Genomic DNA, 19,445 nt, shown 5'->3' on the forward strand with positions numbered 1-19,445 from the left:
ATTCCTCCACCATCTGCCGTCGCTGAAGAGATAGGGAGCGATCGCGGCGCGGTAAACCGCCAAATCCGCAGCATATCCTTCACCGGTGAAAAACCGCCTTTCAGGCGGAGAGTTTGCCATCCGGCGGCAGGGCTGTTGCCGAGGCATTGATCGCCTTCAGTGCCGACTGGATGAAACCGTCGCGGGCCGATGCCGCCTCGATGCCGCGCGGCTCGTAGACATGGCGGTGGAGAAAGAAGCTGGTCAGGCGGAAGGCGGCGGCGAGATTGTCGTAATCGGCCGCGTGATTGCCCTCGCCCGCCAAAAACGACGGCAGCAGCAGCATCTTGTCGGCATAGGGCCTGCCTGCTGCGCGGCAGACGGCGCGGCCGGATTTCGGCGAGACGTAGGCGAGATCGGTCTTGACGCCGGTCGCTGCACATTCACTGAGATCGATGCCGTAACCGAGATCATTCAGCACCGCGAGTTCGAAGCGGACAAAGAGCTCGCCGGCATCGGCAGGATTGTGGAGATTGTCGAGAATGACCTCCAGCGCGTCGTAGAGATGCGGATGCGGATCACGCTCGGGCAGCAGGCGCAGCAAAGCACCCATCGCCTGCACGCCATAGACGGCGGTGGCACTCTCCATCAGCCGCGCGGCGCGAAGCTGCAGCGGCTCGATCCTGAATTCGCCGAGGTGCTCGTCAAGGCGCGCTCGCCAGATGACATCGACTTCATTGCCCGGCTGCAGCACCGGCTGCATGCTGCGCGAACGGCCGGAGCGGACGAGACCGAGATGGCGGCCGCGATCGCGCGTCATCACCTCGGCGATGACGCTTGTCTCGCCGTGGCGCTTCACGCCCAGAACGATTGCATGATCCTGCCATTGCATCGGCAACAAACCTCAGACTTCAGGAATCGATCCTAGAGCAAGGCTTCGCAAATGTCATGGAAGCCGTCATTCGCCCGGAAAGAGCTTGTCCAGAAAATCGCGCATCGCGCCTTCGTCGAAGGGCTTTACGAGCAGCGGCACCTGCTGCAGGTCGGCTGGAAAATCCTGGCTATCGGAATAACCGCTGACGAAGCCGAAAGGAATGCCGCGGTCATTCAGATGGCGGGCAAAGCCGAAGCTCATGGATTCGCCGAGGTTCACATCGAGAAGCGCGAAATCGTAGCTCTCGGCGTTCACGGCCTCCATGGCCTGATCCAGGCTGTTGGCAATATCGATTGTCTCGACGCCGACGGCGCGCAGAATGTCTTCTGCTTCCATGGCAATGATAAGACTGTCTTCCAGAACCAGAACACGGGTTGCGTTCATGATTTATGCCCCTCGCTGTGCGCCGCTGACGGCGCGCACCGTCTTATCAAACCGCATTTTTACCTCAGATGCCCTCTTGGACGGGTGCTCGCCGCACCGGAAACGGTTCGGCCTGCAACCCGACGTCCCGTTCGCTCCATAAGACAGCGAACCGGGAGAAAAAGTGGCATGTCCGGACCTTATTTTCCATAGCACTGATTTGCATTTAAAAAAGACATAGTTGCTGAAACGCTTATATGAAAGGGCGTTTCCCGCTAGGCAGCCCTTCCCAGCCGGCGATATCCAGCAGCCCCTCGCCGTTCAGCACTTCGCAGCCCCGTTCCTGCCAACGGATCAGCCCGCGCTCGGCAAGCTTCTTCAACGTCTTGTTGGTGTGGACGATTGACAGGCCGAGCGTATCGGCGATGTGCTGCTGGGTGATCGGAATGAATTTCCGCCCGTTGAACAGATTGAGCCGCTTGCCGCGTTCATAGAGGAAGGCGACGAGATAGGCGGCGCGCTCAAGCGCCGTTCGCCTTCCGATGCTGAGCAGATGTTCGTCGAGGATGCGCTCCTCCTGCGCCGCGATCCAGGTGATATCGAAGGCGAGCGAGGAATGCTTGTTGTAGAGCGTCATCAGCTTATCGCGCTCGAAGACGCAGAGCGAGACCGGCGACAGGGCTTCGACGGAATGCTGCATCTCGCCCATGATCGTGCCCTGCAGACCGATCAGGTCACCGGGCATGATATAGTTCAGGATCTGGCGGCGGCCGTCTTCCAGCGACTTGTAGCGGAAGCCCCAGCCCGAGAGCACCGTGAAGAGATGGGCGCTGTTGGCGCCCTCGACGAGGATCGTCGCACCGGCATCGGCGGCCAGTTCCCCCTTCTTGAAGCGGGAGACGAAATCCAGTTCGTCACCGCTGAATTCGCGAAAATGCGGCAAGGGCCGCAAGGGACACTGTTCGCACGGTGTCTTGAAGGAGTGTGTCGGTTTTGACGTTGCCATCCCAGCCCTGCGCCCGAAAAAAGCGGCGCATCATATTCAGCGCGCCGTTCAAGGCGAAAAATGCGCGGGATGGCGGTTTTGTTCCGCGAACGGTTGGGATTTTTTATTGAAAAACAAGGATGTGGGTGGGGCTAGATGGTTTTCCTGCCAGCGGAGCGTCCGGAGCCCCCTCATCCGCCCTTTGGGCACCTTCTCCCCGCTGGGGAGAAGGGAATGGAGAGGCCGCGGCTTTCCCCTTCTCCCCTCGGGGAGAAGGTGGCTCGAAGAGCCGGATGAGGGGGCCGCAGACGCTAAGCCCTATCCCCTCACCTACCTTTTATCGCGGGAAATCCAGTCCCATTTCGCGGAACCGCTCGGGATCGTCGCCCCAGTTCTCTCGCACCTTCACGAACAGGAACAGATGGACGTTCTGCTCGAGGATTTCCGAAAGTTCGCGGCGGGAGGCCGACGAGATCGCCTTGATCGTTTCGCCGCCCTTGCCGAGAGCGATCTTCTTCTGGCTGTCGCGCTCGACATAGATGACCTGCTCGATGCGCACCGAGCCGTCCTTGCGCTCTTCCCATTTCTCGGTCTCGACGTGGGACGAGTAGGGAAGCTCCTGATGCAGGCGCAGGAAGAGCTTCTCGCGGGTGATTTCGGCGGCCAGCTGGCGCATCGGCAGATCGGAGATCTGGTCTTCCGGATAGTACCAGGGGCCCTCAGGCAGCGTCTCGGCGAGATAGTTCATCACGTCATCGCATCCCGAGCCGTTTTCGGCCGAGATCATAAAGGTCTGGTCGAACTGGACTGTCTGGTTCGCCGTTGCCGCGAGCGCCAGAAGCAGTTCGCGGTTGACGCGGTCGATCTTGTTCAGAACCAGGATCTTCCTCTGCGGGACGTCCTTCAGCCCTTCCAGAATAGCCTCGGCATCGCCGCGCAATCCGCGCTCGCTGTCGATGAGCAGCATGATGACGTCGGCATCCTTGGCCCCACCCCAGGCCGAGGTGACCATGGCGCGGTCCAGCCTGCGGCGCGGCTTGAAGATACCGGGCGTGTCCATGAAGACGATCTGGGCGTTGTTGTGGATCGCGATGCCGCGGACAACGGCACGCGTCGTCTGCACCTTATGGCTGACGATCGATACCTTGGCGCCGACGAGGCGGTTCACCAACGTCGACTTGCCGGCATTCGTCGGCCCGATCAGGGCAACGAAACCGGAATGGGTCGGGCCATGCGTTTCTGCGGCGCCGTCAGGCGCGATGTCATTTTCTTCGGTCATTGTTCCGTCAATTCCCGGCAGAGGGTTTCTGCCAAATACCTTCACGTTCCAGCATCTTCGTCGCAGCCACCTGTTCGGCTGCGCGCTTGGAACGGTCCACGCCCGTTTCAGGAGCCACACCGGCCACTTCAACGGTCACTGTAAAGCGCGGATCATGATCCGGGCCGCTGCGTTCTTCAACACGATATAGGGGCGTCACGCCAAATTTCGCGTGCGCCCATTCCTGCAATTCGGTTTTCGCGTCGCGGCGGGCACCATCGGCCCGGACCGCACGCTTCTCCCAATACTTCAGGATGAAGCTGCGGGCGATCTCCAGCCCGCCATCGAGATAGAGCGCGGCGATCAGGCTTTCCACCACGTCGGCGCGCACATTCATCATTCGCTTGCCGGTCAGCTTCTTCACATCCGAACCGGTGCGGATGAACAGATGCAGATCGAGCTCGTCAGCAACGGAAGCGCAGGTATCGGCGCTGACCAGCTGGTTCAGCCGCACAGAGAGCTCGCCTTCCGCGGCATTGCCGAACGTCTTGAAAAGCAGCTCGGCGATGCAGAGGCCGAGCACTCTGTCGCCGAGGAATTCGAGACGTTCGTAATTGCCGCCCTTTTGCGTCCGGGCGCTGGCATGTGTCAAGGCACGGTCCAGGCGCCCCTTCTCGGCGAACTCATGACCGATCAAGCTTTCAAGCTTGGAACGGTCGGCCGCCGAGAGCGTCTGAGCCTTCGTCATTCAACAACCTTGAAGAGGCGGTCCCAACGCATGTTGGACGGCCATTTCCAGATTTCGCGGAACGAGGTGTCGTTGCCGAGCGAGAAGAAGATGACGCTGGCGCGGCCGACGAGATTTTCGGCCGGAACGAAACCGACGTCGAAACGGCTGTCGAGCGAGTTGTCACGGTTGTCGCCCATCATGAAGTAGTGGCCTTCGGGGACTACGAATTCCTGCGTGTTGTCACCGCGCGAAACAGGCGACTGGTCGAGCGTGTCGTAGGTCTTGCCGTCATCAAGCGTTTCGCGGAAGACCGGAACGTCCTGGCCCGGATCCTGCGCATAGTCGGAATTGAAGGTGCCGTCGGCGACCTTCGGAACCGGCTTGCCATTGATGAAGAGCACGCCGTTGGTCACCTGGATCTTGTCACCCGGCAGGCCGACGAGACGCTTGATGTAATCGACTTCCGGATTCGGCGGGAAGCGGAAGACGACGATATCGCCGCGCTTCGGCTCGCTTTCGAAGATGCGGCCGCTGAAAAGGTTCGGCGAGAAAGGCAGCGAGTATTTCGAATAGCCGTAAGCGAACTTGTTGACGAAGATGTAGTCACCAACCAGGAGCGTCGGCATCATGGAGCCGGACGGGATGGTGAAAGGCTGGAAGAAGACGGTGCGGATGACCATCGCCAGCAGCAATGCCTGGATGATGACCTTGATGTTTTCCCACAGAGCGTTCGGCTTGGTATCGGCTTTTTCGGACACGCAGTCTTATTCCTCAAAGGCGCCGAAGCGGCGCAATTCTATAGTTGCTTCTCTCTAGCGGCTTCGGCCGGTGGCGGCAATGGCGCGAACATTAAAAGCGACGACAGGCCGCGGCTCAGATGCCTTCCGGCAGCGCCTCGATGATCACGAATGCCTGAGCAAGCGGATAATCATCGGTTATTGTCAAATGAATGACCGGCCGGTGCGCTGCAGGCATCATTGCCTGCAGGATTTCGGCCGCCCCGCCCGTCAGGCGCATCGTCGGCTTGCCGCTCGGCAGATTGACGACGCCCATATCCTTCCAGAAGACACCCTGGGCGATGCCCGTTCCAAGAGCCTTCGAGCAGGCTTCCTTGGCGGCGAAGCGTTTGGCGTAGGATTCGGCCCGGTTCGCCCGGCGGTCGGAGCGGGCCCGCTCGACGTCGGTAAAGCAGCGGTTTGTGAAACGCTCGCCAAAACGCTCGATCGATTTCTCGACGCGCCTGATATCGATGAGATCGCTGCCAATGCCGATGATCATGAAAGGTCCTTCTGCGGGCGAGACGTCATACCGTCGGCACGTCATGCTCGGCGATGGCGAGACGGAGCTTGGCGCGATCCATCAACCGCGTGCGGCGGCGCGACTGAAAGCCACTGACGGTGTAGTATGTCAGCATATAAAGCACAACGGAGGTGACGGCGGCGGGCGGAATGGCGCCGATCAGCATCGGCTCCAGTACCGGGCGCCAGAGCTCAGTGAAATGCAGCTGATGGAACATCTCGTGGAGATCGATCTGCTGGCCGGCCAGCGTATCCTTGCGCGCCAGCAGCAAATGCCCGATTTCCCAGGTGATGCCCCAGATGAAGGGATAGGTCAGCGGATTGCCGAAGGCGGCGCATCCGAGTGCGGCGGCCACCATGCTTCCCGACAGGAAGTAGGTGATGACGAAGGCCATGATGAAATGCACGCCGATGAATGGCGTCCAGGACACGAAGACGCCGGCAGCCACGCCCGCCGCAACGGCATGCGGCGAGGCCGTCAATCTGAGGACGCGCATCTTCAAGTAACGCATGGGGCGCAGAAAGCCTTTGCGTGGCCAGAAGGCCTCGCGCATTCTTTCTCGAAATCCTGCGGGTTTTCTACGGCGGAACAACATGGCGGCTATTTAGTGCAGGGCACCTCACCATGACAAGAGCGGCGAATAATCACGGTTACCGCCAGCCGCGCCGTCCAGTTTCTTCGCACAGGGCGCACATCATACAGGGCGCCCCATCACAGTTTCGGAAGTATTATTCGCAGATTAACGGGCGCGGAACAGACCGCGGTCAACCTGACGCTGACGATATTCAAGATCAATACGATCATGTGAACCGTTCAGGTAGGCCATTTCACGTTCCTGGGCGCTCGGAGCGCGAAGGGCGCGGGCGATTTTCTTGATAGGACCAAACATAACGTTGTCTCTTTCTTTCGTTCATTCTCTGATGACACGGAAGATAGGTGCTGCAGCGCACAATTACCAACGCTCTAATACGAGTGCAGCCATGCGCATAATGCATACATGGCCTTTTCGTCGTGCAAATTTGGTCACAAAACGATCATAAAATGTGCAGACGCCTCAGTCGTAGAGGCGCCGCACGGTGGCAATGCAGTCCAGTTCCTTGAGCTGAGCGAGCATCTGGTTCAGCTGGCGCAGGTCCCACACCTCGATATCCAGCGTCATTTCGGTGAAATCGGCGGCAACACGCACCGTGTTCAGGATGCGGATGTTGACGTCGAGACCGCCAACCGTCTGCGCCACTTTTGCAAGGGTGCCCGGCTCGTTCAGCGCATTGACCAGAATGCGGGCCATGAAGCGCGACTTGTTGGCCTCATCGAGATCCCAGCGGACATCGATCCAGCGGTCCGGCTGGTCGTCAAAATGCTGCAGAGCGGAGGACTGGATCGGATAGATGGTGATCCCCTTCCCCTTCTCCATGATGCCGACGATGCGATCACCGGGCACAGCACCTGTCGGCGCGAACTGGACGGCGATGTTGCTGGAGATGCCGCGGATCGGAACCGCGTCGACGCCGGGCTCGCCTGCGAGAAGGCCCGCTTCGGCACCTTCCTTGTTCTTGCCCGGAACCTTGAAGATCATGCCCGAGGCGCTGCGGACGTTGAACCAGCCCTCGTCGCCGCTCGGCTTGACGGTGACGCGCTCGTCCTGATGATCGGGATAGACGGCGCGCAGCACGTCGAGCGATGACATCTCGCCGCGGCCGACAGCGGCGATCGCATCCTCGACATCCTTCTGGCCGAGGCGGTGCAGTGCAGGCTTCATCGCATCGCGCGAGAAGATCTTGCCGGCGCGGTCGAAGGTGCGCTCGAGAATACGGTGGCCGAGGCCAGCATATTGCTTGCGGATGGCCATGCGGGTGGCGCGGCGGATGGCAGCACGCGCCTTGCCGGTGACGACGATCTCTTCCCACGCGGCCGGCGGCACCTGCACACCAGAACGGATGATCTCGACTTCGTCACCATTCGCCAGCCTCGTCACCAGCGGCATGATGCGGCCGTTGATCTTGGCGCCAACGGTGGTGTCGCCGATATTGGTATGGACGGCATAGGCAAAGTCGATCGGCGTCGCGCCACGCGGCAGGGCGATCAGCTTGCCCTTCGGCGTGAAACAGAAGACCTGGTCCTGGAAGAGCTCGAGCTTGGTGTGCTCGAGGAATTCTTCCGGGCTGTCGCCTTCGGCCAGCGCCTCGATGGTGTGACGCAGCCAGGAATAGGCATTGGATTCGCGCGACAGGATATCGCCGTCGGGCGTCGTCGCGCCGTCCTTGTAGAGGGTGTGGGCGGCGATACCGTATTCGGCGATCTCGTGCATGCGCTTGGTGCGGATCTGCAGCTCGATACGCTGCGAGGACGGGCCGACGATGGTTGTGTGCAGCGAACGGTAGTCGTTCTGCTTCGGCGTCGAGATGTAGTCCTTGAAGCGGCCGGGAACGACGCGCCAGCGGGTGTGGACGATGCCGAGCGCCCGGTAGCAGGCAGGAATTTCATCGACGAGGATTCGGAAACCGTAGACATCCGACAGCTGCTCGAAGGAAAGCGATTTCGACTGCATCTTGCGGAAGACCGAATAGGGTTTCTTCTGGCGGCCCTTGACGTAAACGCTCGCCATGCCGTTTGCCACGAGCAGATCGCGCAGTTCCGTCTCGATCTTCTTGACGAGGCCTTCATTGCGCTGGGAGAGCTCCTCTAGGCGCTTGGTGACGGTCTCATAGGCTTCCGGGTTGATGTGACGGAAGGAGAGCTCCTCGAGCTCGTCGCGCATGTCCTGCATACCCATGCGGCCGGCGAGCGGCGCATAGATATCCATCGTCTCCTCGGAAATGCGCGCGCGCTTGTCCGCGGCCATATGGTCGAGCGTGCGCATGTTGTGCAGACGGTCGGCCAGCTTGACGAGCAGCACGCGCACGTCGTCGGAAATGGCAAGCAGCAGCTTGCGGAGGTTCTCGGCCTGCTTCGCCTTCTTGGTGACGAGGTCGAGCTTTTTGATCTTGGTGAGACCCTCGACGAGGCGGCCGATGTCTTCGCCGAACAGCTCGTCGATCTCGGCGCGGGTCGCCGTCGTATCCTCGATCGTGTCATGCAGCAGGGCGACCGCAATCGTCGACTCGTCGAGATGCATGTCGGTCAGAATGGCCGCGACTTCGAGCGGATGGGAGATGTAGGGATCGCCGCTGGCGCGCTTCTGCTGGCCGTGCTTCTGCATGGCATAGACATAGGCTTTGTTCAGCAGAGCTTCATTGGCGTCGGGCTTGTATTTCTGCACCCGCTCCACGAGCTCGTACTGACGCATCATCCCGAAAATACTCCGACAAAAATAAAAGCGCGCCAATCAACGATTGGCGCACGGATCATCAATATTATGCCGTAGCAATAAAGGCGCAAGATTGACGATTGGTAATCGTCAAATCATTTGGCGCACCGGACAGGCAGCGACTTAGTAGTCGTCGCTCTTTTCCGGCGGCACGAGGCCTTCGATACCGGCCAGAAGCTCTTCTTCCGACATCTGGTCGAACGTGATGGTTTCCGGCTGATCGTCCTGATCTTCGCCATCGGCAGCCGATACGCCGCCGGCAGCAATCAGGCTGGCCGGATCGGGCTCGGGCTCGTCGACTTCGACATGCTTCTGCAGCGAATGGATCAGGTCTTCCTTCAGGTCGTCGGGAGACAGGGTCTCGTCTGCGATTTCGCGCAGAGCTACGACCGGGTTCTTGTCGTTGTCGCGATCGATGGTGATCGAGGCACCCTGGGAAATCAGCCGGGCGCGGTGGCTGGCAAGCAGAACCAGCTCGAAGCGGTTCTCTACTTTGTCGATGCAATCTTCAACTGTGACACGGGCCATTGCCTGTCCTTTGCGGTCGTGATCTCGGGATTGGTACGCCCGATACAATTAAAACCCGGCGAATTCAAGTTTTTCGTGCGTAGGCCTGCGGTTTACGGCCTATCCTGTTAAAATCGCACGGAGAATATGACATTTCCACCAATAGTTGCTTGGAATATGCCGAATCGTGCCCTAAATCTCCTGTATATGAATAATTCATAAATTACGGATTATTCCTCTCGCCAGTTAAGCCATTGTTTTTATGTGTTTTTGACGAGAGACTATTTGGATTACTCTAATTGGATTGGCAGGCGATGTTCGACCCACGGGAAAAAATTGCGCTCTTTATCGATGGCGCCAACCTTTATGCGGCATCCAAGAGCCTCGGCTTCGATATTGACTACCGCAAGCTGCTGAAAGCATTCCAGAAACGCGGCTACCTGCTGCGTGCTTACTATTATACGGCGTTGATCGAAGACCAGGAATATTCCTCGATCCGCCCGCTGATCGACTGGCTGGATTACAACGGCTACAAGGTTGTAACCAAGCCTGCGAAGGAATTCACCGACTCCATGGGCCGCCGCAAGATCAAGGGCAACATGGATATCGAACTCGCGATAGACGCGATGGAACAGTCCGAAACCGTCGATCACCTCGTCATCTTCTCCGGCGACGGCGATTTTACGACGCTGGTCGAAGCGCTGCAGCGCCGCGGCCGCAAGGTTTCGATCATCTCGACGATGGCAACCCAGCCGCCGATGATCGCTGACGATCTGCGCCGCCAGGCCGATCACTTCATCGATCTTCTGTCGCTCAAGGCAGAAATCGGCCGCGATCCTTCCGAGCGGCCGCAGAGGCAGGTCGAGGCTCCCGCAGCCGCTGAGACCGACGAATAAGACCGGCTGGCCGGTTCACCTGCGTGATCCGGCTGCATCCTTCTTCCGTGATGAGTTTGTTCCATCGGACCGTGATCTTCGATTGCGGTCCGATTGTCTTTTAGCGCGCTGGTAATGCCAGAAGGCGCTGAGGATCAGCGATTGTCCTTGAGCAACCGGCTCTTCTGCCGGTTCCAATCGCGTTCCTTCTCCGTCTCGCGCTTGTCGTGCAGCTTCTTGCCCTTGGCGAGGGCGAGCTCCATCTTGGCGCGCCCCTGTTCGTTGAAGTAGATCTTCAATGGCACGAGCGTCATGCCTTCGCGGTTGATGCCGGAGCGCAAGCGATTGATTTCACGCGCAGACAGCAGCAGCTTGCGGCGGCGGCGCGGCTCGTGATTGAAGCGGTTGGCCTGCAGATATTCCGGCAGATAGGAATTGATCAGCCAGATTTCGCCACCCTCGTCCGATGCATAGGATTCAGCGATATTGGCCTTGCCGTCGCGCAGTGCCTTGACCTCGGTGCCCATCAGCATGAGCCCCGCTTCATAGGTGTCGATGATCTCGTAGTTGAAGCGCGCCTTGCGGTTTTCGGCGACAACCTTCTTGACGATGCGCTGGCTGCCTTTGGGGGCCATGACGAAATTCCAACTGCTTGGGGCGCACGACGGCGCGCCCTCATTTCCTGCCACTTATGTAGGGGAACCACCCGTGCTTGTGAAGACGGGCAAGCCCGCCCTCACCTCTGGTTCAGTTCAACAGGCCGGCGTGACGGAGCGCTGCGTCCATCGCGGCTTCTGTGCCGGCTTCCAGCGAGGCGACCAGCGGCGAGCGAACGTTGCGGCTCATGCGGCCAAGCTTGGCCAGACCGTATTTCGCGCCACAGACGCCCGGCTCCATGAACACTGCCTTGTGCAGCGGCATCAGCCGATCCTGATATTCCAGCGCCTTGACGTAATCGCCAGCCAGCGTTGCCGCCTGGAACTCCGCACAGAGGCGTGGCGCGACATTGGCAACGACCGAAATACAGCCGACGCCACCGTGAGCGTTGAAGCCCAGCGCTGTTGCGTCTTCACCGGAAAGCTGGCGGAAATCCTTGCCGCAGGTGATGCGCTGGTCGGAGACGCGCTCGATCTTGCCCGTCGCATCCTTGACGCCGACGATGTTGGAATGCGCCTTGGCGAGCGCACCCATCGTCTCCGGCGACATGTCGATCACCGAACGGCCGGGGATGTTGTAGATGTAGATCGGCAGCTTGACCGCCTCGGCGATCGCCGAGAAATGGGCGATCAGGCCCTTCTGTGTCGGCTTGTTGTAATAGGGCGTGACGACGAGCACGGCATCCGCGCCTGCCTTTTCGGCATGCTGGGCAAGCTCGATCGCTTCGCGCGTGTTGTTCGATCCGGCACCGGCCATAACAGGGACGCGCTTGGCGGCCGCCTCGATGCAGAGTTCCACCACCCGTTTGTGCTCGGCATGCGACAGCGTCGGCGATTCGCCGGTCGTGCCGACAGGAACGAGGCCGCTGCTTCCTTCCTTGATCTGCCAATCGACATGGGCGGCGAAAGCCGCTTCATCGACATTGCCAGAATCCGTGAAGGGGGTGACGAGGGCGGGAATGGATCCCTTGAACATGCAGAACTCCCTAAGGCCGAAATCCACGCTTCGGCCGCATTCTTTGGATAAGAGTTGCGCACCATAGAGCGGTGAAAACGCCGCGACAAGCATGCTGAGATCGGTTTAGGGCAAATTCCGATATCAAATGTGAACGAAGTTTACCGGTTCCGGTAAGCTTTCATTAAGATGCCGTTTGCGAGACTTGGGGCCACGTTTTCGTTGCGAGTATCCCGGATGAGAAGAGCTGTCCTGACCCTGACCGCCCTCGGCCTGTCGGCCGCCGCGTGGAGCAGTGTTGCGTCGCCATTGCCGCAGACAGATGTTCCGGTTCCCGACGTCAAGCCCATCGGCTATGTGCCGCAGACATCCATGCCGGAATCGATCATGACCGGCGCCATTCCGCGCACGCTCGCGCCTGTGAACGGCGACCTCAAGAGCGGGCTCGACGCGCTATCGGCCAAGGATCCGCAGCAGGCTATCTCCATTCGCGACGGCATGGCGAAGGGAACGCTCGACCGCCATATCCTGACCTGGGCGATCGCCATGTCCGGACAGAAGGGTATCCCATCCTACGAGATCGCCGGCGCCTCGCAGGAGCTGAAAGGCTGGCCCGGTCTTTCGCGGCTGCGCGCCAATTCGGAACGCGCACTCTACGACGAAAACCCTGACCCGGCGGCTGTGTTTGCCGCTTTCGGCGATACCGCGCCGGAGACAAACGAGGGCGCCATCATTCTGTCGCGTGCGCTGGTTTCGGCCGGAAAGCAGGCGCAGGCCGCCAAATATATCCGCAAGGTCTGGCGCGGCCAGAGCCTCGACAAGCCAACCGAAGACAAGATCCTTGCCGAGTTTTCCGGCCTGATCACGCCTGCCGACCACAAGGCACGCATGGACTATCTCATGTATCGCGGCCGCACGGCACAAGCCAAGCGCTTCGGCGACATGGGACAGGCGCAATCGCTCTACAAGGCCTGGGCGGCCGTCGCCGCCAAGGCGCCGAACGCCGCAGCCCTGCTCAACGGCGTCGACAAGACATGGGGCACCGACCCCGGCTATCTCTTTGCCCGCATCGAATATCTGCGCAAACAGGAGAAATATGCAGAGGCCGCGAAGCTTCTGGCGCAGATGCCATCGAAGCGCGACGAGCTTGTGAATGCCGGCGAATGGTGGAACGAGCAACGGATCATCAGCCGCGGGCTGGTCGATCAGGGACAGTTTGCCGCCGCCTATCGCATCGTTTCCAACAGCGTGGCGACGAGCCCGACCGATATCGTTGAGGCTGAGTTCCATGCCGGCTGGTATGCGCTGCGCGGCCTTCAGGACCCCAACGCCGCCGAACAGCATTTCCGCAAGATCCTGCAAATCTCCAGCGGCCCGCTTTCGGTGTCTCGCGCCTGGTATTGGCTCGGACGCTCGGCGGAGGCCGGCGGCCCCGGTCAATCGAAAGAATTCTATACAAAGGCGGCGAGCCTGCCGAGCACCTTCTACGGTCAGCTCGCCAGCGAGCGGCTGGGCCGCAAGACGCTTGATGTTTCCTACCCGTCGCCGACCAGCCAGGACCGGCAGAACCTGCAATCGCGCGAAGCGGTGCAGGCGATAGCGCGACTTGAAGCCGCCGGACATGGCTGGCGGGCAGCAGCACTCTATCTGGCGCTTGCCGACCAGATCCAGAGCCCCGGCGAACTGGCGATTCTCACCGCGCAGGCCGAGCGCTCCGGTGATCATCACCTGTCGCTGCAGATCGGCAAGATTGCCTATTCGCGCGGCATCGATGTCGCAGCGCTTGCCTTCCCCGTCGGCGTCATTCCCGCAAGCGCCAATATTTCTGGCTCCGGCAAGGCACTCGCCTATGCCATCGCCCGTCAGGAAAGCGCCTTCAATCCGGCCGCTGTCTCCGCCGCCAATGCCCGCGGGTTGCTGCAGCTTCTGCCCGGCACCGCCAAGGCAGTCGCCAAGCGGCACAACATCGCCTACTCCGCCGACAAGCTGACGGGTGATGCCGGCTATAACGCGACACTCGGCGCCCATTATCTCGGCGAGCAGATCGACGCCTTCGGCGGCTCCTATATCCTGACCTTCATCGCCTATAATGCCGGCCCGAAACGCGTGCCCGAATGGATCGCCCGCTACGGCGACCCGCGCGGCAAGAATATCGACGAAATCGTCGACTGGATCGAGCGCATCCCCTTCCCCGAAACGCGCAACTACGTGCAGCGTGTGATGGAGAACTACGAGGTCTACAAAGCCCGCCTCGGACAGACGCCCGATATCGAGCGCGATCTGATCGGCGGCCGCTCCTCGTAATGGCACTTGCGAGATGATGCAGCGGCGCTAACCTCTCTCTCGACAGGGAGATTGCGATGGCGACCGATTTCGGAACTGGCTTTGTGGCACGGACGATCACCACGGCAGACGGCCTGCGCCTGCATGCGCGGGACTATGGCAGTGATCTGAATGCCGCCCTTCCCGTCATCTGCCTGCCGGGGCTGACACGCAACTCCCGCGACTTTCACCAGCTGGCGATCTTTCTCTCGCGCCACCCGCAATTCCCCCGCCGTGTCATCGCCCTCGACTATCGCGGCCGCGGGCTCTCCGACTGGGATGACAACAAGGCGAACTACAATATCGCCGTCGAAGCGCAGGATGTGCTGATGCTTTGCGACGCACTCAATGTCCCCCGCGCCGCCTTCATCGGCACCTCGCGCGGAGGATTGATCCTGCATCTGATCGCAGTGGTGAAACCGGAATTGCTGGCAGGTGTGGTGCTCAACGACGTCGGGCCGGTGCTGGAACCGGCAGGTCTGCGGCATATCCAGGATTACCTATCGCAGGCGCGGAGGCCAGAGAACTTTGCCGATGCCGCCGAGATTCTACGCGGTCTGCACGGCCGCGACTTTCCGGCGCTTTCGGCGGATGATTGGCGCGAGATGGCGCAGGCGATCTATCGGCAGGACAGCAGCCTGATCGTCAGCGACTTCGATCCGGCGATCGCTGAAGCGATGAGGGCAGCAGACCTCAGTAAGCCGTTGCCGGATATGTGGGCGCAGTTCGAGGCGATGGCGGTTGCGCCGCTGATGATCGTGCGCGGCGAGAATTCCAAGCTGTTGTCTGAAGAGACAGCAAACAAGATGCTGAGGCGCCATCCGCGGGCCGAACTTCTGACAGCTTCAGGCCAGGGACACGCGCCGTCGCTGCATATCGATGGCATTGCCGAGCGGTTGCAGCAATTCATCGAAGCTTGCGGTTAGCGGCTACCGCATCGGGACCAAGCAAATCGATTTGACGATACGCTGAAAAACAAAAAGCCCGGCTCGAGAGCCGGGCTTTCCTGATTTGACCGAAGTCAGATCAGATTAGAATGCGCGCTGCAGGCGGAAGAAGCCGTTTACGCCGTCCGTGCTGTTGCCAGCGCCGTCGTCAGCATTGCCGTAGTTGATTGCCAGCTTCGTGGAGAGGTTCTCTGCGATCTGGTAGTCGAGCGTTACGCCAGCGAGCCAGGTGTGGCCGTCGTCGTAGTTGCCGTCGACGTCAAGTTCGGTGTTGCCGATGTACTGAACGCCAGGAGTGATGGTGAACTTGTCGGTAGCCTTGACAGCGTACTGAGCAGCGATCGACCATTCACCAGCCGTGTAGTATGCGCTCTGGCCGCTGGAGTAGATACCAGCGATACCGAAGGTACCCGGACCGATGTCAGCACCGAGCTTTACGCGAACAGCGCCTTCTTCAGCGTCGATGTCGTAGCCGCCGATGACCTGGTACGTGAAGGCACCAGCCGTGCCACCAACGCCAACGTCGATACCGACGTCATTACCATTGGTTTCCCAATCGAAGTCCTGGCCGCCGAGTTCTTCAACAGCGATACCAGCGTAGAAGTCGCCAGACTCATACTGGTAACGGATGGTGTTGAAGCTGGTCGTGCCGGAGTTCAGCGTGTCGAACTCGCCCGAGAAGTCATCGTCCCACCAGTTAACGAACTTACCGACGCGGAGGCCAGCGATGTCGATGTAAGCGGTGTCGAGAACGGTTTCGTTCTGGTTGCCCTGATCCAGAGCGGCGCCAGCCGGACGGTAGTTAGCCTGATAGACGATAACGCCGGTGAGCGGACCGTATTCAGTGTCGCTCTTGGCGGTGAACTGAACCTGACCGCGGGTGCGGACGTTCCAGTCTTCAGTCGCGCCGGTCGGCGTGCCGCCGGTTTCGTACGCATCGCCGAAGCCGAAGTTTACGTCAAAACGAACGTAGCCTTCGATCTTGAGGCAGGTTTCGGTGCCCGGGATGTAGAAGTAGCCAGTGCCGTATGCGTCGCAAACGCGAACGTATTCTACTGCTTCCGGTTCAGCTGCAACGATAGCGTCGGCAGCCTGTGCACCGGATACTACTGCGAGAGCAGCAGCGGAGCCGAGAAGAAGGCTCTTGATTGTCATTGGTGACCTCCAATTCAAAGTTTCGATCGGGTCTGGGATTTTTCGCCGTTAGAGCAGCGTTCCCTGCCCCATCCCCATGTTTCAAGAAGTCGGACGATCAACCGCCCTCGCTTCCGAGGTTGAAAATACAAGACGCCGTCCGTCACGCAATCACCAACTGCCTCCTTTGTGCTGTTTGCATCTGCCTTCACAGACCCCTGTTGCTCAAAGGACACAAAATCGACATACGCCCCGCCGGCTTCTTTATACTTCGTTAAGAAACGCCCGGTTTTGCAGGGGTTTAGCGGCATCACACATGTGGATGAACCGGCGTTATGTGCCGCAATGATACCGATTTTCCGCCGGATTCGGGGCTTTCGGCACATCTTGCTTGTCGTGCCGGAGGATTTGGTTTGCGCCGATGACCAGAGATGGAGGCTCGTGAATCACATCCGGCCTGCGGTGATTCCCATTTTTGATTCTGCGGGCAACTGAATTCGATTCCATTTGAACGGCAAAACGCCCGATGCGGATTCGCAGCCGGGCGTCACAAACGAAATGCTGAATGATCTTTTTTGGGAAGGATGGCGGAGAAGATGGGATTCGAACCCACGATACCCTCTCGGGTATACTCCCTTAGCAGGGGAGCGCCTTCGACCACTCGGCCACCTCTCCGGTTGGGAGCCTGATAGAGTCATTCGACTGGTGAATCAAGCGCTATTTCGGCTTTTCACAGTCGAGACCACAGGGCACCCGGTCTTTATGCCAGGAGCTGCTTCAGATCGGCAGTACCGTCGGCCAGAATGGCCTTGTCCGGATTGATTCCGGTCTCCAGCATCTTCTTGCCCGTCACATAGGCCTTGGCGTCGTTGATGGCGTCTACGGCGATGAACTGGCCCTTGCGGAAATACCAGATCGAATGCGCGCCTTCGCGGGCGCCCGGGCGCAACAGCGTTTCATCGTAGCCGAGGTTGAAACCGGCGATCTGCAGCTTCACGTCATACTGATCCGACCAGAACCACGGCTTCGGATCATAGGCGGCACTGCCGCCTGCAATCACTGCAGCGGCGGCATCGGCCTGGTCGACGGCGTTCTGCACCGATTCGAGTCTGATCTTGCCGCCCTGCCAGGGGAGCACGGCGCAATCGCCTGCTGCATATATGGACGGATCAGAGGTGCGGGCGAACTCGTCGACGATGATTCCATTGGCGACATCGAGGCCCGCTTCCTTTGCGAGCTGGTCGTTCGGGACGACGCCAATGCCGACGATGGCGAAATCGATGTCGATCACCGAGCCGTCGGACAGCTCGGCGCCGACAACCCGGCCATCCTTGCCGATCAGATGCTTCAATCCGGTCTTTTCGCGGATGACGACGTCGTGGGTTTCGTGAATCACCCGGATGATGTCAGCGGTTTCCTTGGCGGCGACGCGCTGCAGGATGCGATCGGCCATCTCGATGACGGTGACTTCAAGGCCGAGATGGCGGGCTACAGCCGCCGCTTCGAGACCGATATAGCCGCCGCCTATAATAAGGACTCGGCGGCCCGGGCGCATTTCGCCGGCCAGCAGGTCGGCATCGCGCTTGTCGCGGGCGACATAGACGCCTTCGAGATCGCCGCCGATGGCTGCCGGCAGCTTGCGCGGCGTCGAGCCCGTCGTCAGCGCCAGCGTTCCATATTCTATAGAGGAGCCGTCCTGCAGCAGCACCTGCTTGGTGTCGCGCTTGATCTGCTCGACCCAGGTCGACAGGCGGATCTCGACATTATTGTCCGGGTACCACTGCTCCGGGCGAAACAGCAGGCGATCGAAGCTCATCTCGCCGAGCAGATATTTCTTGGACAACGGCGGACGCTGGTAGGGCAGCACATCCTCGGCGCCGAGGACGGTAATCGGGCGGGTGTCCTTGAGGGCACGGAGTTTTGCAGCCATGGCGAAGCCTGCCTGCCCTGCGCCGATGATTACCAGTCTGTCCGTCACGGTCCCGCTCCCTGCATTCGTTGTTGGGGCGAGAGGTAGTCCCCGCCCCTTGCGCCGTCAACCGGAAGCGAATCTCTTCAATCGATCTCGATCCAGCGGCGCTCGTGAAACGACTGTGCCATGGCGTGAACAGACTTCTCTATCCTAAGACCGTCTTCGAATGTCACCAAGGACGACGGCTCGCCCGAAATGGCCCGGATCAGTTCGCGGCATTCGATGATCTTCAGATCGTTGAAGCCGAGGCCGTGGCCCGGTGCGGGAATGAAGCGGTCATAGGGCTGATGCGCCGGAGCCGCGAGAATCTTGCGGTAGCCCTGTTCCGTGCCGCGCCCCGTCGCCTGATAGAGGTCGAACTCGTTCATCCGCTCCTGGTCATAGGCGATCGAGCCCTTCGAGCCGTAGATCTGCAGAGTGATGCGGCCCTTGCGGCCCCAGGCGGCACGGTTGGCCATCAAGACCGCGGAGATCCCGCCGCCGAGGCGCATCAGCACATTGGCCGCATCGTGATTCTCGACAGCGCGGCGGCCGCCTTCCTTGACCGGACGATCGGCATAGGGCTTCACCATATCTGTAATCACGGCCTCGACATGGCCGAAGAGATACCAGAGCAGCGACAGCGGGTGGACGGCGAAATCGTCGAGCGCACCGTAGCCTGCCGAGAGTTCGCTCTTCCAATAGAAGAAGACATCGGCATCGGCCATGAAGTCCTCGTCCATCTCGACGCGGATATGATTGACGGTGCCGATCGCACCTTCCTCGATCAGCGTCTTGATATGCCGCATGATCGGGTTCTGGATATAATTGTAGCCGAGCACCGCGACCTTGCCCGATGCCTTGGCGACATCGAGCATGCGCCTGGCGTCCTTATAAGCAGGCGCCATCGGCTTTTCGCACCAGACGTGCTTGCCCGCTTCAAGCGCTGCGATCGCCATCTCGGCGTGGAACTGGTTGGGCGTCGTCACCGAGACGACATCGACCTCAGGATCAGCGATCAGCGTCCGCCAATCGGCGGTCGCCTTCTCGAAGCCAAATTCGGAGGCGCGCGAGCTGGCGAGATCGGGATTGGCTTCGGCCAGATGCACGAGGCGCGGCCGCTCGACATCGCCGAAGACGGTCTTGACCGCATTCCAGGCCAGCGCGTGGCACTTGCCCATATAGCCGGTACCGATCAAACCTATGCCAAGTGGCCTCATTTTGCGTATCCTCCTCCGAAAGC

Annotated in this window: 19 protein-coding genes and 1 tRNA gene; 3 read left to right on the plus strand and 17 right to left on the minus strand. The window is 60.1% G+C overall.

The genetic code is table 11. From position 1 onward, the window contains the following. Positions 1-100: 100 nt before the first annotated feature. The 11 genes from recO to rpoZ all read right to left on the minus strand — a co-directional run bounded on the left by recO (position 101) and on the right by rpoZ (position 9,383). Positions 101-871: a DNA repair protein RecO gene (recO, locus tag AB4Z25_RS19530; RefSeq protein WP_112517106.1), complete on the minus strand. Its 771-nt coding sequence runs from the start codon at positions 869-871 to the stop codon at positions 101-103. Between the two features lie 66 nt (positions 872-937). Next, positions 938-1,297, minus strand: a complete 360-nt coding sequence (locus tag AB4Z25_RS19535) for a response regulator (RefSeq protein WP_112537558.1) — start codon at positions 1,295-1,297, stop codon at positions 938-940. Between the two features lie 232 nt (positions 1,298-1,529). Beyond that, positions 1,530-2,282, minus strand: a complete 753-nt coding sequence (locus tag AB4Z25_RS19540; RefSeq protein ID WP_112517109.1) for a Crp/Fnr family transcriptional regulator — start codon at positions 2,280-2,282, stop codon at positions 1,530-1,532. A 316-nt stretch (positions 2,283-2,598) separates the two neighbouring features. Further along, positions 2,599-3,540: a GTPase Era gene (gene era, locus AB4Z25_RS19545; protein WP_112517110.1), complete on the minus strand. Its 942-nt coding sequence runs from the start codon at positions 3,538-3,540 to the stop codon at positions 2,599-2,601. 7 nt (positions 3,541-3,547) lie between these two features. Beyond that, positions 3,548-4,267, minus strand: a complete 720-nt coding sequence (gene rnc, locus AB4Z25_RS19550) for a ribonuclease III (RefSeq protein ID WP_112537559.1) — start codon at positions 4,265-4,267, stop codon at positions 3,548-3,550. Next, positions 4,264-5,007: a signal peptidase I gene (gene lepB / locus AB4Z25_RS19555; protein WP_112390794.1), complete on the minus strand. Its 744-nt coding sequence runs from the start codon at positions 5,005-5,007 to the stop codon at positions 4,264-4,266. The genes rnc and lepB overlap by 4 nt, the downstream gene beginning before the upstream one ends. A 115-nt stretch (positions 5,008-5,122) precedes the next feature. Beyond that, complete coding sequence (gene acpS, locus AB4Z25_RS19560) at positions 5,123-5,527, minus strand: holo-ACP synthase (protein WP_112390793.1); 405 nt, start codon at positions 5,525-5,527, stop codon at positions 5,123-5,125. 25 nt (positions 5,528-5,552) lie between these two features. Next, positions 5,553-6,143, minus strand: coding sequence for a DUF2062 domain-containing protein (locus AB4Z25_RS19565; protein ID WP_112390792.1), 591 nt, complete (start codon positions 6,141-6,143; stop codon positions 5,553-5,555). Between the two features lie 144 nt (positions 6,144-6,287). Beyond that, entirely contained in the window at positions 6,288-6,437 is a 150-nt protein-coding gene (locus tag AB4Z25_RS19570; RefSeq protein ID WP_112390791.1) for a DUF3563 family protein, read from the minus strand. A 165-nt stretch (positions 6,438-6,602) separates the two neighbouring features. Beyond that, on the minus strand, positions 6,603-8,837 hold the full coding sequence (locus AB4Z25_RS19575) for a RelA/SpoT family protein (RefSeq protein WP_112390790.1): 2,235 nt from the start codon (positions 8,835-8,837) through the stop codon (positions 6,603-6,605). A gap of 141 nt (positions 8,838-8,978) precedes the next feature. Continuing rightward, positions 8,979-9,383, minus strand: coding sequence for a DNA-directed RNA polymerase subunit omega (gene rpoZ / locus AB4Z25_RS19580; protein ID WP_112390789.1), 405 nt, complete (start codon positions 9,381-9,383; stop codon positions 8,979-8,981). A gap of 293 nt (positions 9,384-9,676) precedes the next feature. Between rpoZ and AB4Z25_RS19585 the strand changes: the two genes are divergently transcribed. Then, positions 9,677-10,258 carry a LabA-like NYN domain-containing protein gene (locus tag AB4Z25_RS19585; protein WP_112517113.1) on the plus strand — a complete coding sequence of 194 codons (582 nt, stop codon included), beginning with the start codon at positions 9,677-9,679 and terminating at the stop codon, positions 10,256-10,258. 134 nt (positions 10,259-10,392) lie between these two features. On the opposite strand, the gene smpB is transcribed toward AB4Z25_RS19585, so the two are convergent. After that, positions 10,393-10,872: an SsrA-binding protein SmpB gene (smpB, locus tag AB4Z25_RS19590; RefSeq protein WP_112390788.1), complete on the minus strand. Its 480-nt coding sequence runs from the start codon at positions 10,870-10,872 to the stop codon at positions 10,393-10,395. 112 nt (positions 10,873-10,984) lie between these two features. Then, positions 10,985-11,869, minus strand: coding sequence for a 4-hydroxy-tetrahydrodipicolinate synthase (gene dapA, locus AB4Z25_RS19595; RefSeq protein ID WP_112390787.1), 885 nt, complete (start codon positions 11,867-11,869; stop codon positions 10,985-10,987). Between the two features lie 216 nt (positions 11,870-12,085). On the opposite strand from dapA, the gene AB4Z25_RS19600 reads away from it, so the two are divergent. Both AB4Z25_RS19600 and AB4Z25_RS19605 read left to right on the plus strand, forming a co-directional pair. Further along, positions 12,086-14,152 (plus strand): lytic transglycosylase domain-containing protein, encoded by a 2,067-nt coding sequence (locus tag AB4Z25_RS19600; RefSeq protein WP_112537560.1) that lies wholly within the window; start codon positions 12,086-12,088, stop codon positions 14,150-14,152. Between the two features lie 56 nt (positions 14,153-14,208). Further along, positions 14,209-15,096, plus strand: coding sequence for an alpha/beta fold hydrolase (locus AB4Z25_RS19605; protein ID WP_112537561.1), 888 nt, complete (start codon positions 14,209-14,211; stop codon positions 15,094-15,096). Between the two features lie 105 nt (positions 15,097-15,201). Here AB4Z25_RS19605 and AB4Z25_RS19610 read toward each other — a convergent pair whose 3' ends face one another. The 4 genes from AB4Z25_RS19610 to AB4Z25_RS19625 form a co-directional block, all read right to left on the minus strand. Further along, complete coding sequence (locus AB4Z25_RS19610) at positions 15,202-16,272, minus strand: porin (protein WP_112537562.1); 1,071 nt, start codon at positions 16,270-16,272, stop codon at positions 15,202-15,204. Positions 16,273-16,836: 564 nt separating this feature from the next. Further along, positions 16,837-16,926: transfer RNA gene (locus AB4Z25_RS19615), tRNA-Ser, on the minus strand. Positions 16,927-17,011: 85 nt separating this feature from the next. After that, a complete protein-coding gene (locus tag AB4Z25_RS19620; RefSeq protein WP_442208835.1) occupies positions 17,012-18,229 on the minus strand; it encodes an NAD(P)/FAD-dependent oxidoreductase in 1,218 nt (405 codons plus the stop codon). A 77-nt stretch (positions 18,230-18,306) separates the two neighbouring features. Next, positions 18,307-19,422, minus strand: a complete 1,116-nt coding sequence (locus AB4Z25_RS19625; RefSeq protein WP_112537564.1) for a Gfo/Idh/MocA family protein — start codon at positions 19,420-19,422, stop codon at positions 18,307-18,309. Between the last annotated feature and the right edge of the window lie 23 nt (positions 19,423-19,445).

Source organism: Rhizobium sp. RAF36 (assembly GCF_052114105.1).
Taxonomy (GTDB): Bacteria; Pseudomonadota; Alphaproteobacteria; order Rhizobiales; family Rhizobiaceae; genus Rhizobium.

Coding starts and splice junctions, on each gene's coding strand:
- AB4Z25_RS19575 (WP_112390790.1), bottom strand. CDS start 8,837: ATGATGCGTCAGTACGAGCTCGTGGAGCGGGTGCAGAAATACAAGCCC.
- AB4Z25_RS19600 (WP_112537560.1), top strand. CDS start 12,086: ATGAGAAGAGCTGTCCTGACCCTGACCGCCCTCGGCCTGTCGGCCGCC.
- rpoZ (WP_112390789.1), bottom strand. CDS start 9,383: ATGGCCCGTGTCACAGTTGAAGATTGCATCGACAAAGTAGAGAACCGC.
- AB4Z25_RS19535 (WP_112537558.1), bottom strand. CDS start 1,297: ATGAACGCAACCCGTGTTCTGGTTCTGGAAGACAGTCTTATCATTGCC.
- AB4Z25_RS19565 (WP_112390792.1), bottom strand. CDS start 6,143: ATGTTGTTCCGCCGTAGAAAACCCGCAGGATTTCGAGAAAGAATGCGC.
- AB4Z25_RS19605 (WP_112537561.1), top strand. CDS start 14,209: ATGGCGACCGATTTCGGAACTGGCTTTGTGGCACGGACGATCACCACG.
- smpB (WP_112390788.1), bottom strand. CDS start 10,872: ATGGCCCCCAAAGGCAGCCAGCGCATCGTCAAGAAGGTTGTCGCCGAA.
- AB4Z25_RS19610 (WP_112537562.1), bottom strand. CDS start 16,272: ATGACAATCAAGAGCCTTCTTCTCGGCTCCGCTGCTGCTCTCGCAGTA.
- era (WP_112517110.1), bottom strand. CDS start 3,540: ATGACCGAAGAAAATGACATCGCGCCTGACGGCGCCGCAGAAACGCAT.
- dapA (WP_112390787.1), bottom strand. CDS start 11,869: ATGTTCAAGGGATCCATTCCCGCCCTCGTCACCCCCTTCACGGATTCT.
- acpS (WP_112390793.1), bottom strand. CDS start 5,527: ATGATCATCGGCATTGGCAGCGATCTCATCGATATCAGGCGCGTCGAG.
- AB4Z25_RS19540 (WP_112517109.1), bottom strand. CDS start 2,282: ATGGCAACGTCAAAACCGACACACTCCTTCAAGACACCGTGCGAACAG.
- AB4Z25_RS19625 (WP_112537564.1), bottom strand. CDS start 19,422: ATGAGGCCACTTGGCATAGGTTTGATCGGTACCGGCTATATGGGCAAG.
- recO (WP_112517106.1), bottom strand. CDS start 871: ATGCAATGGCAGGATCATGCAATCGTTCTGGGCGTGAAGCGCCACGGC.
- AB4Z25_RS19585 (WP_112517113.1), top strand. CDS start 9,677: ATGTTCGACCCACGGGAAAAAATTGCGCTCTTTATCGATGGCGCCAAC.
- AB4Z25_RS19570 (WP_112390791.1), bottom strand. CDS start 6,437: ATGTTTGGTCCTATCAAGAAAATCGCCCGCGCCCTTCGCGCTCCGAGC.
- rnc (WP_112537559.1), bottom strand. CDS start 4,267: ATGACGAAGGCTCAGACGCTCTCGGCGGCCGACCGTTCCAAGCTTGAA.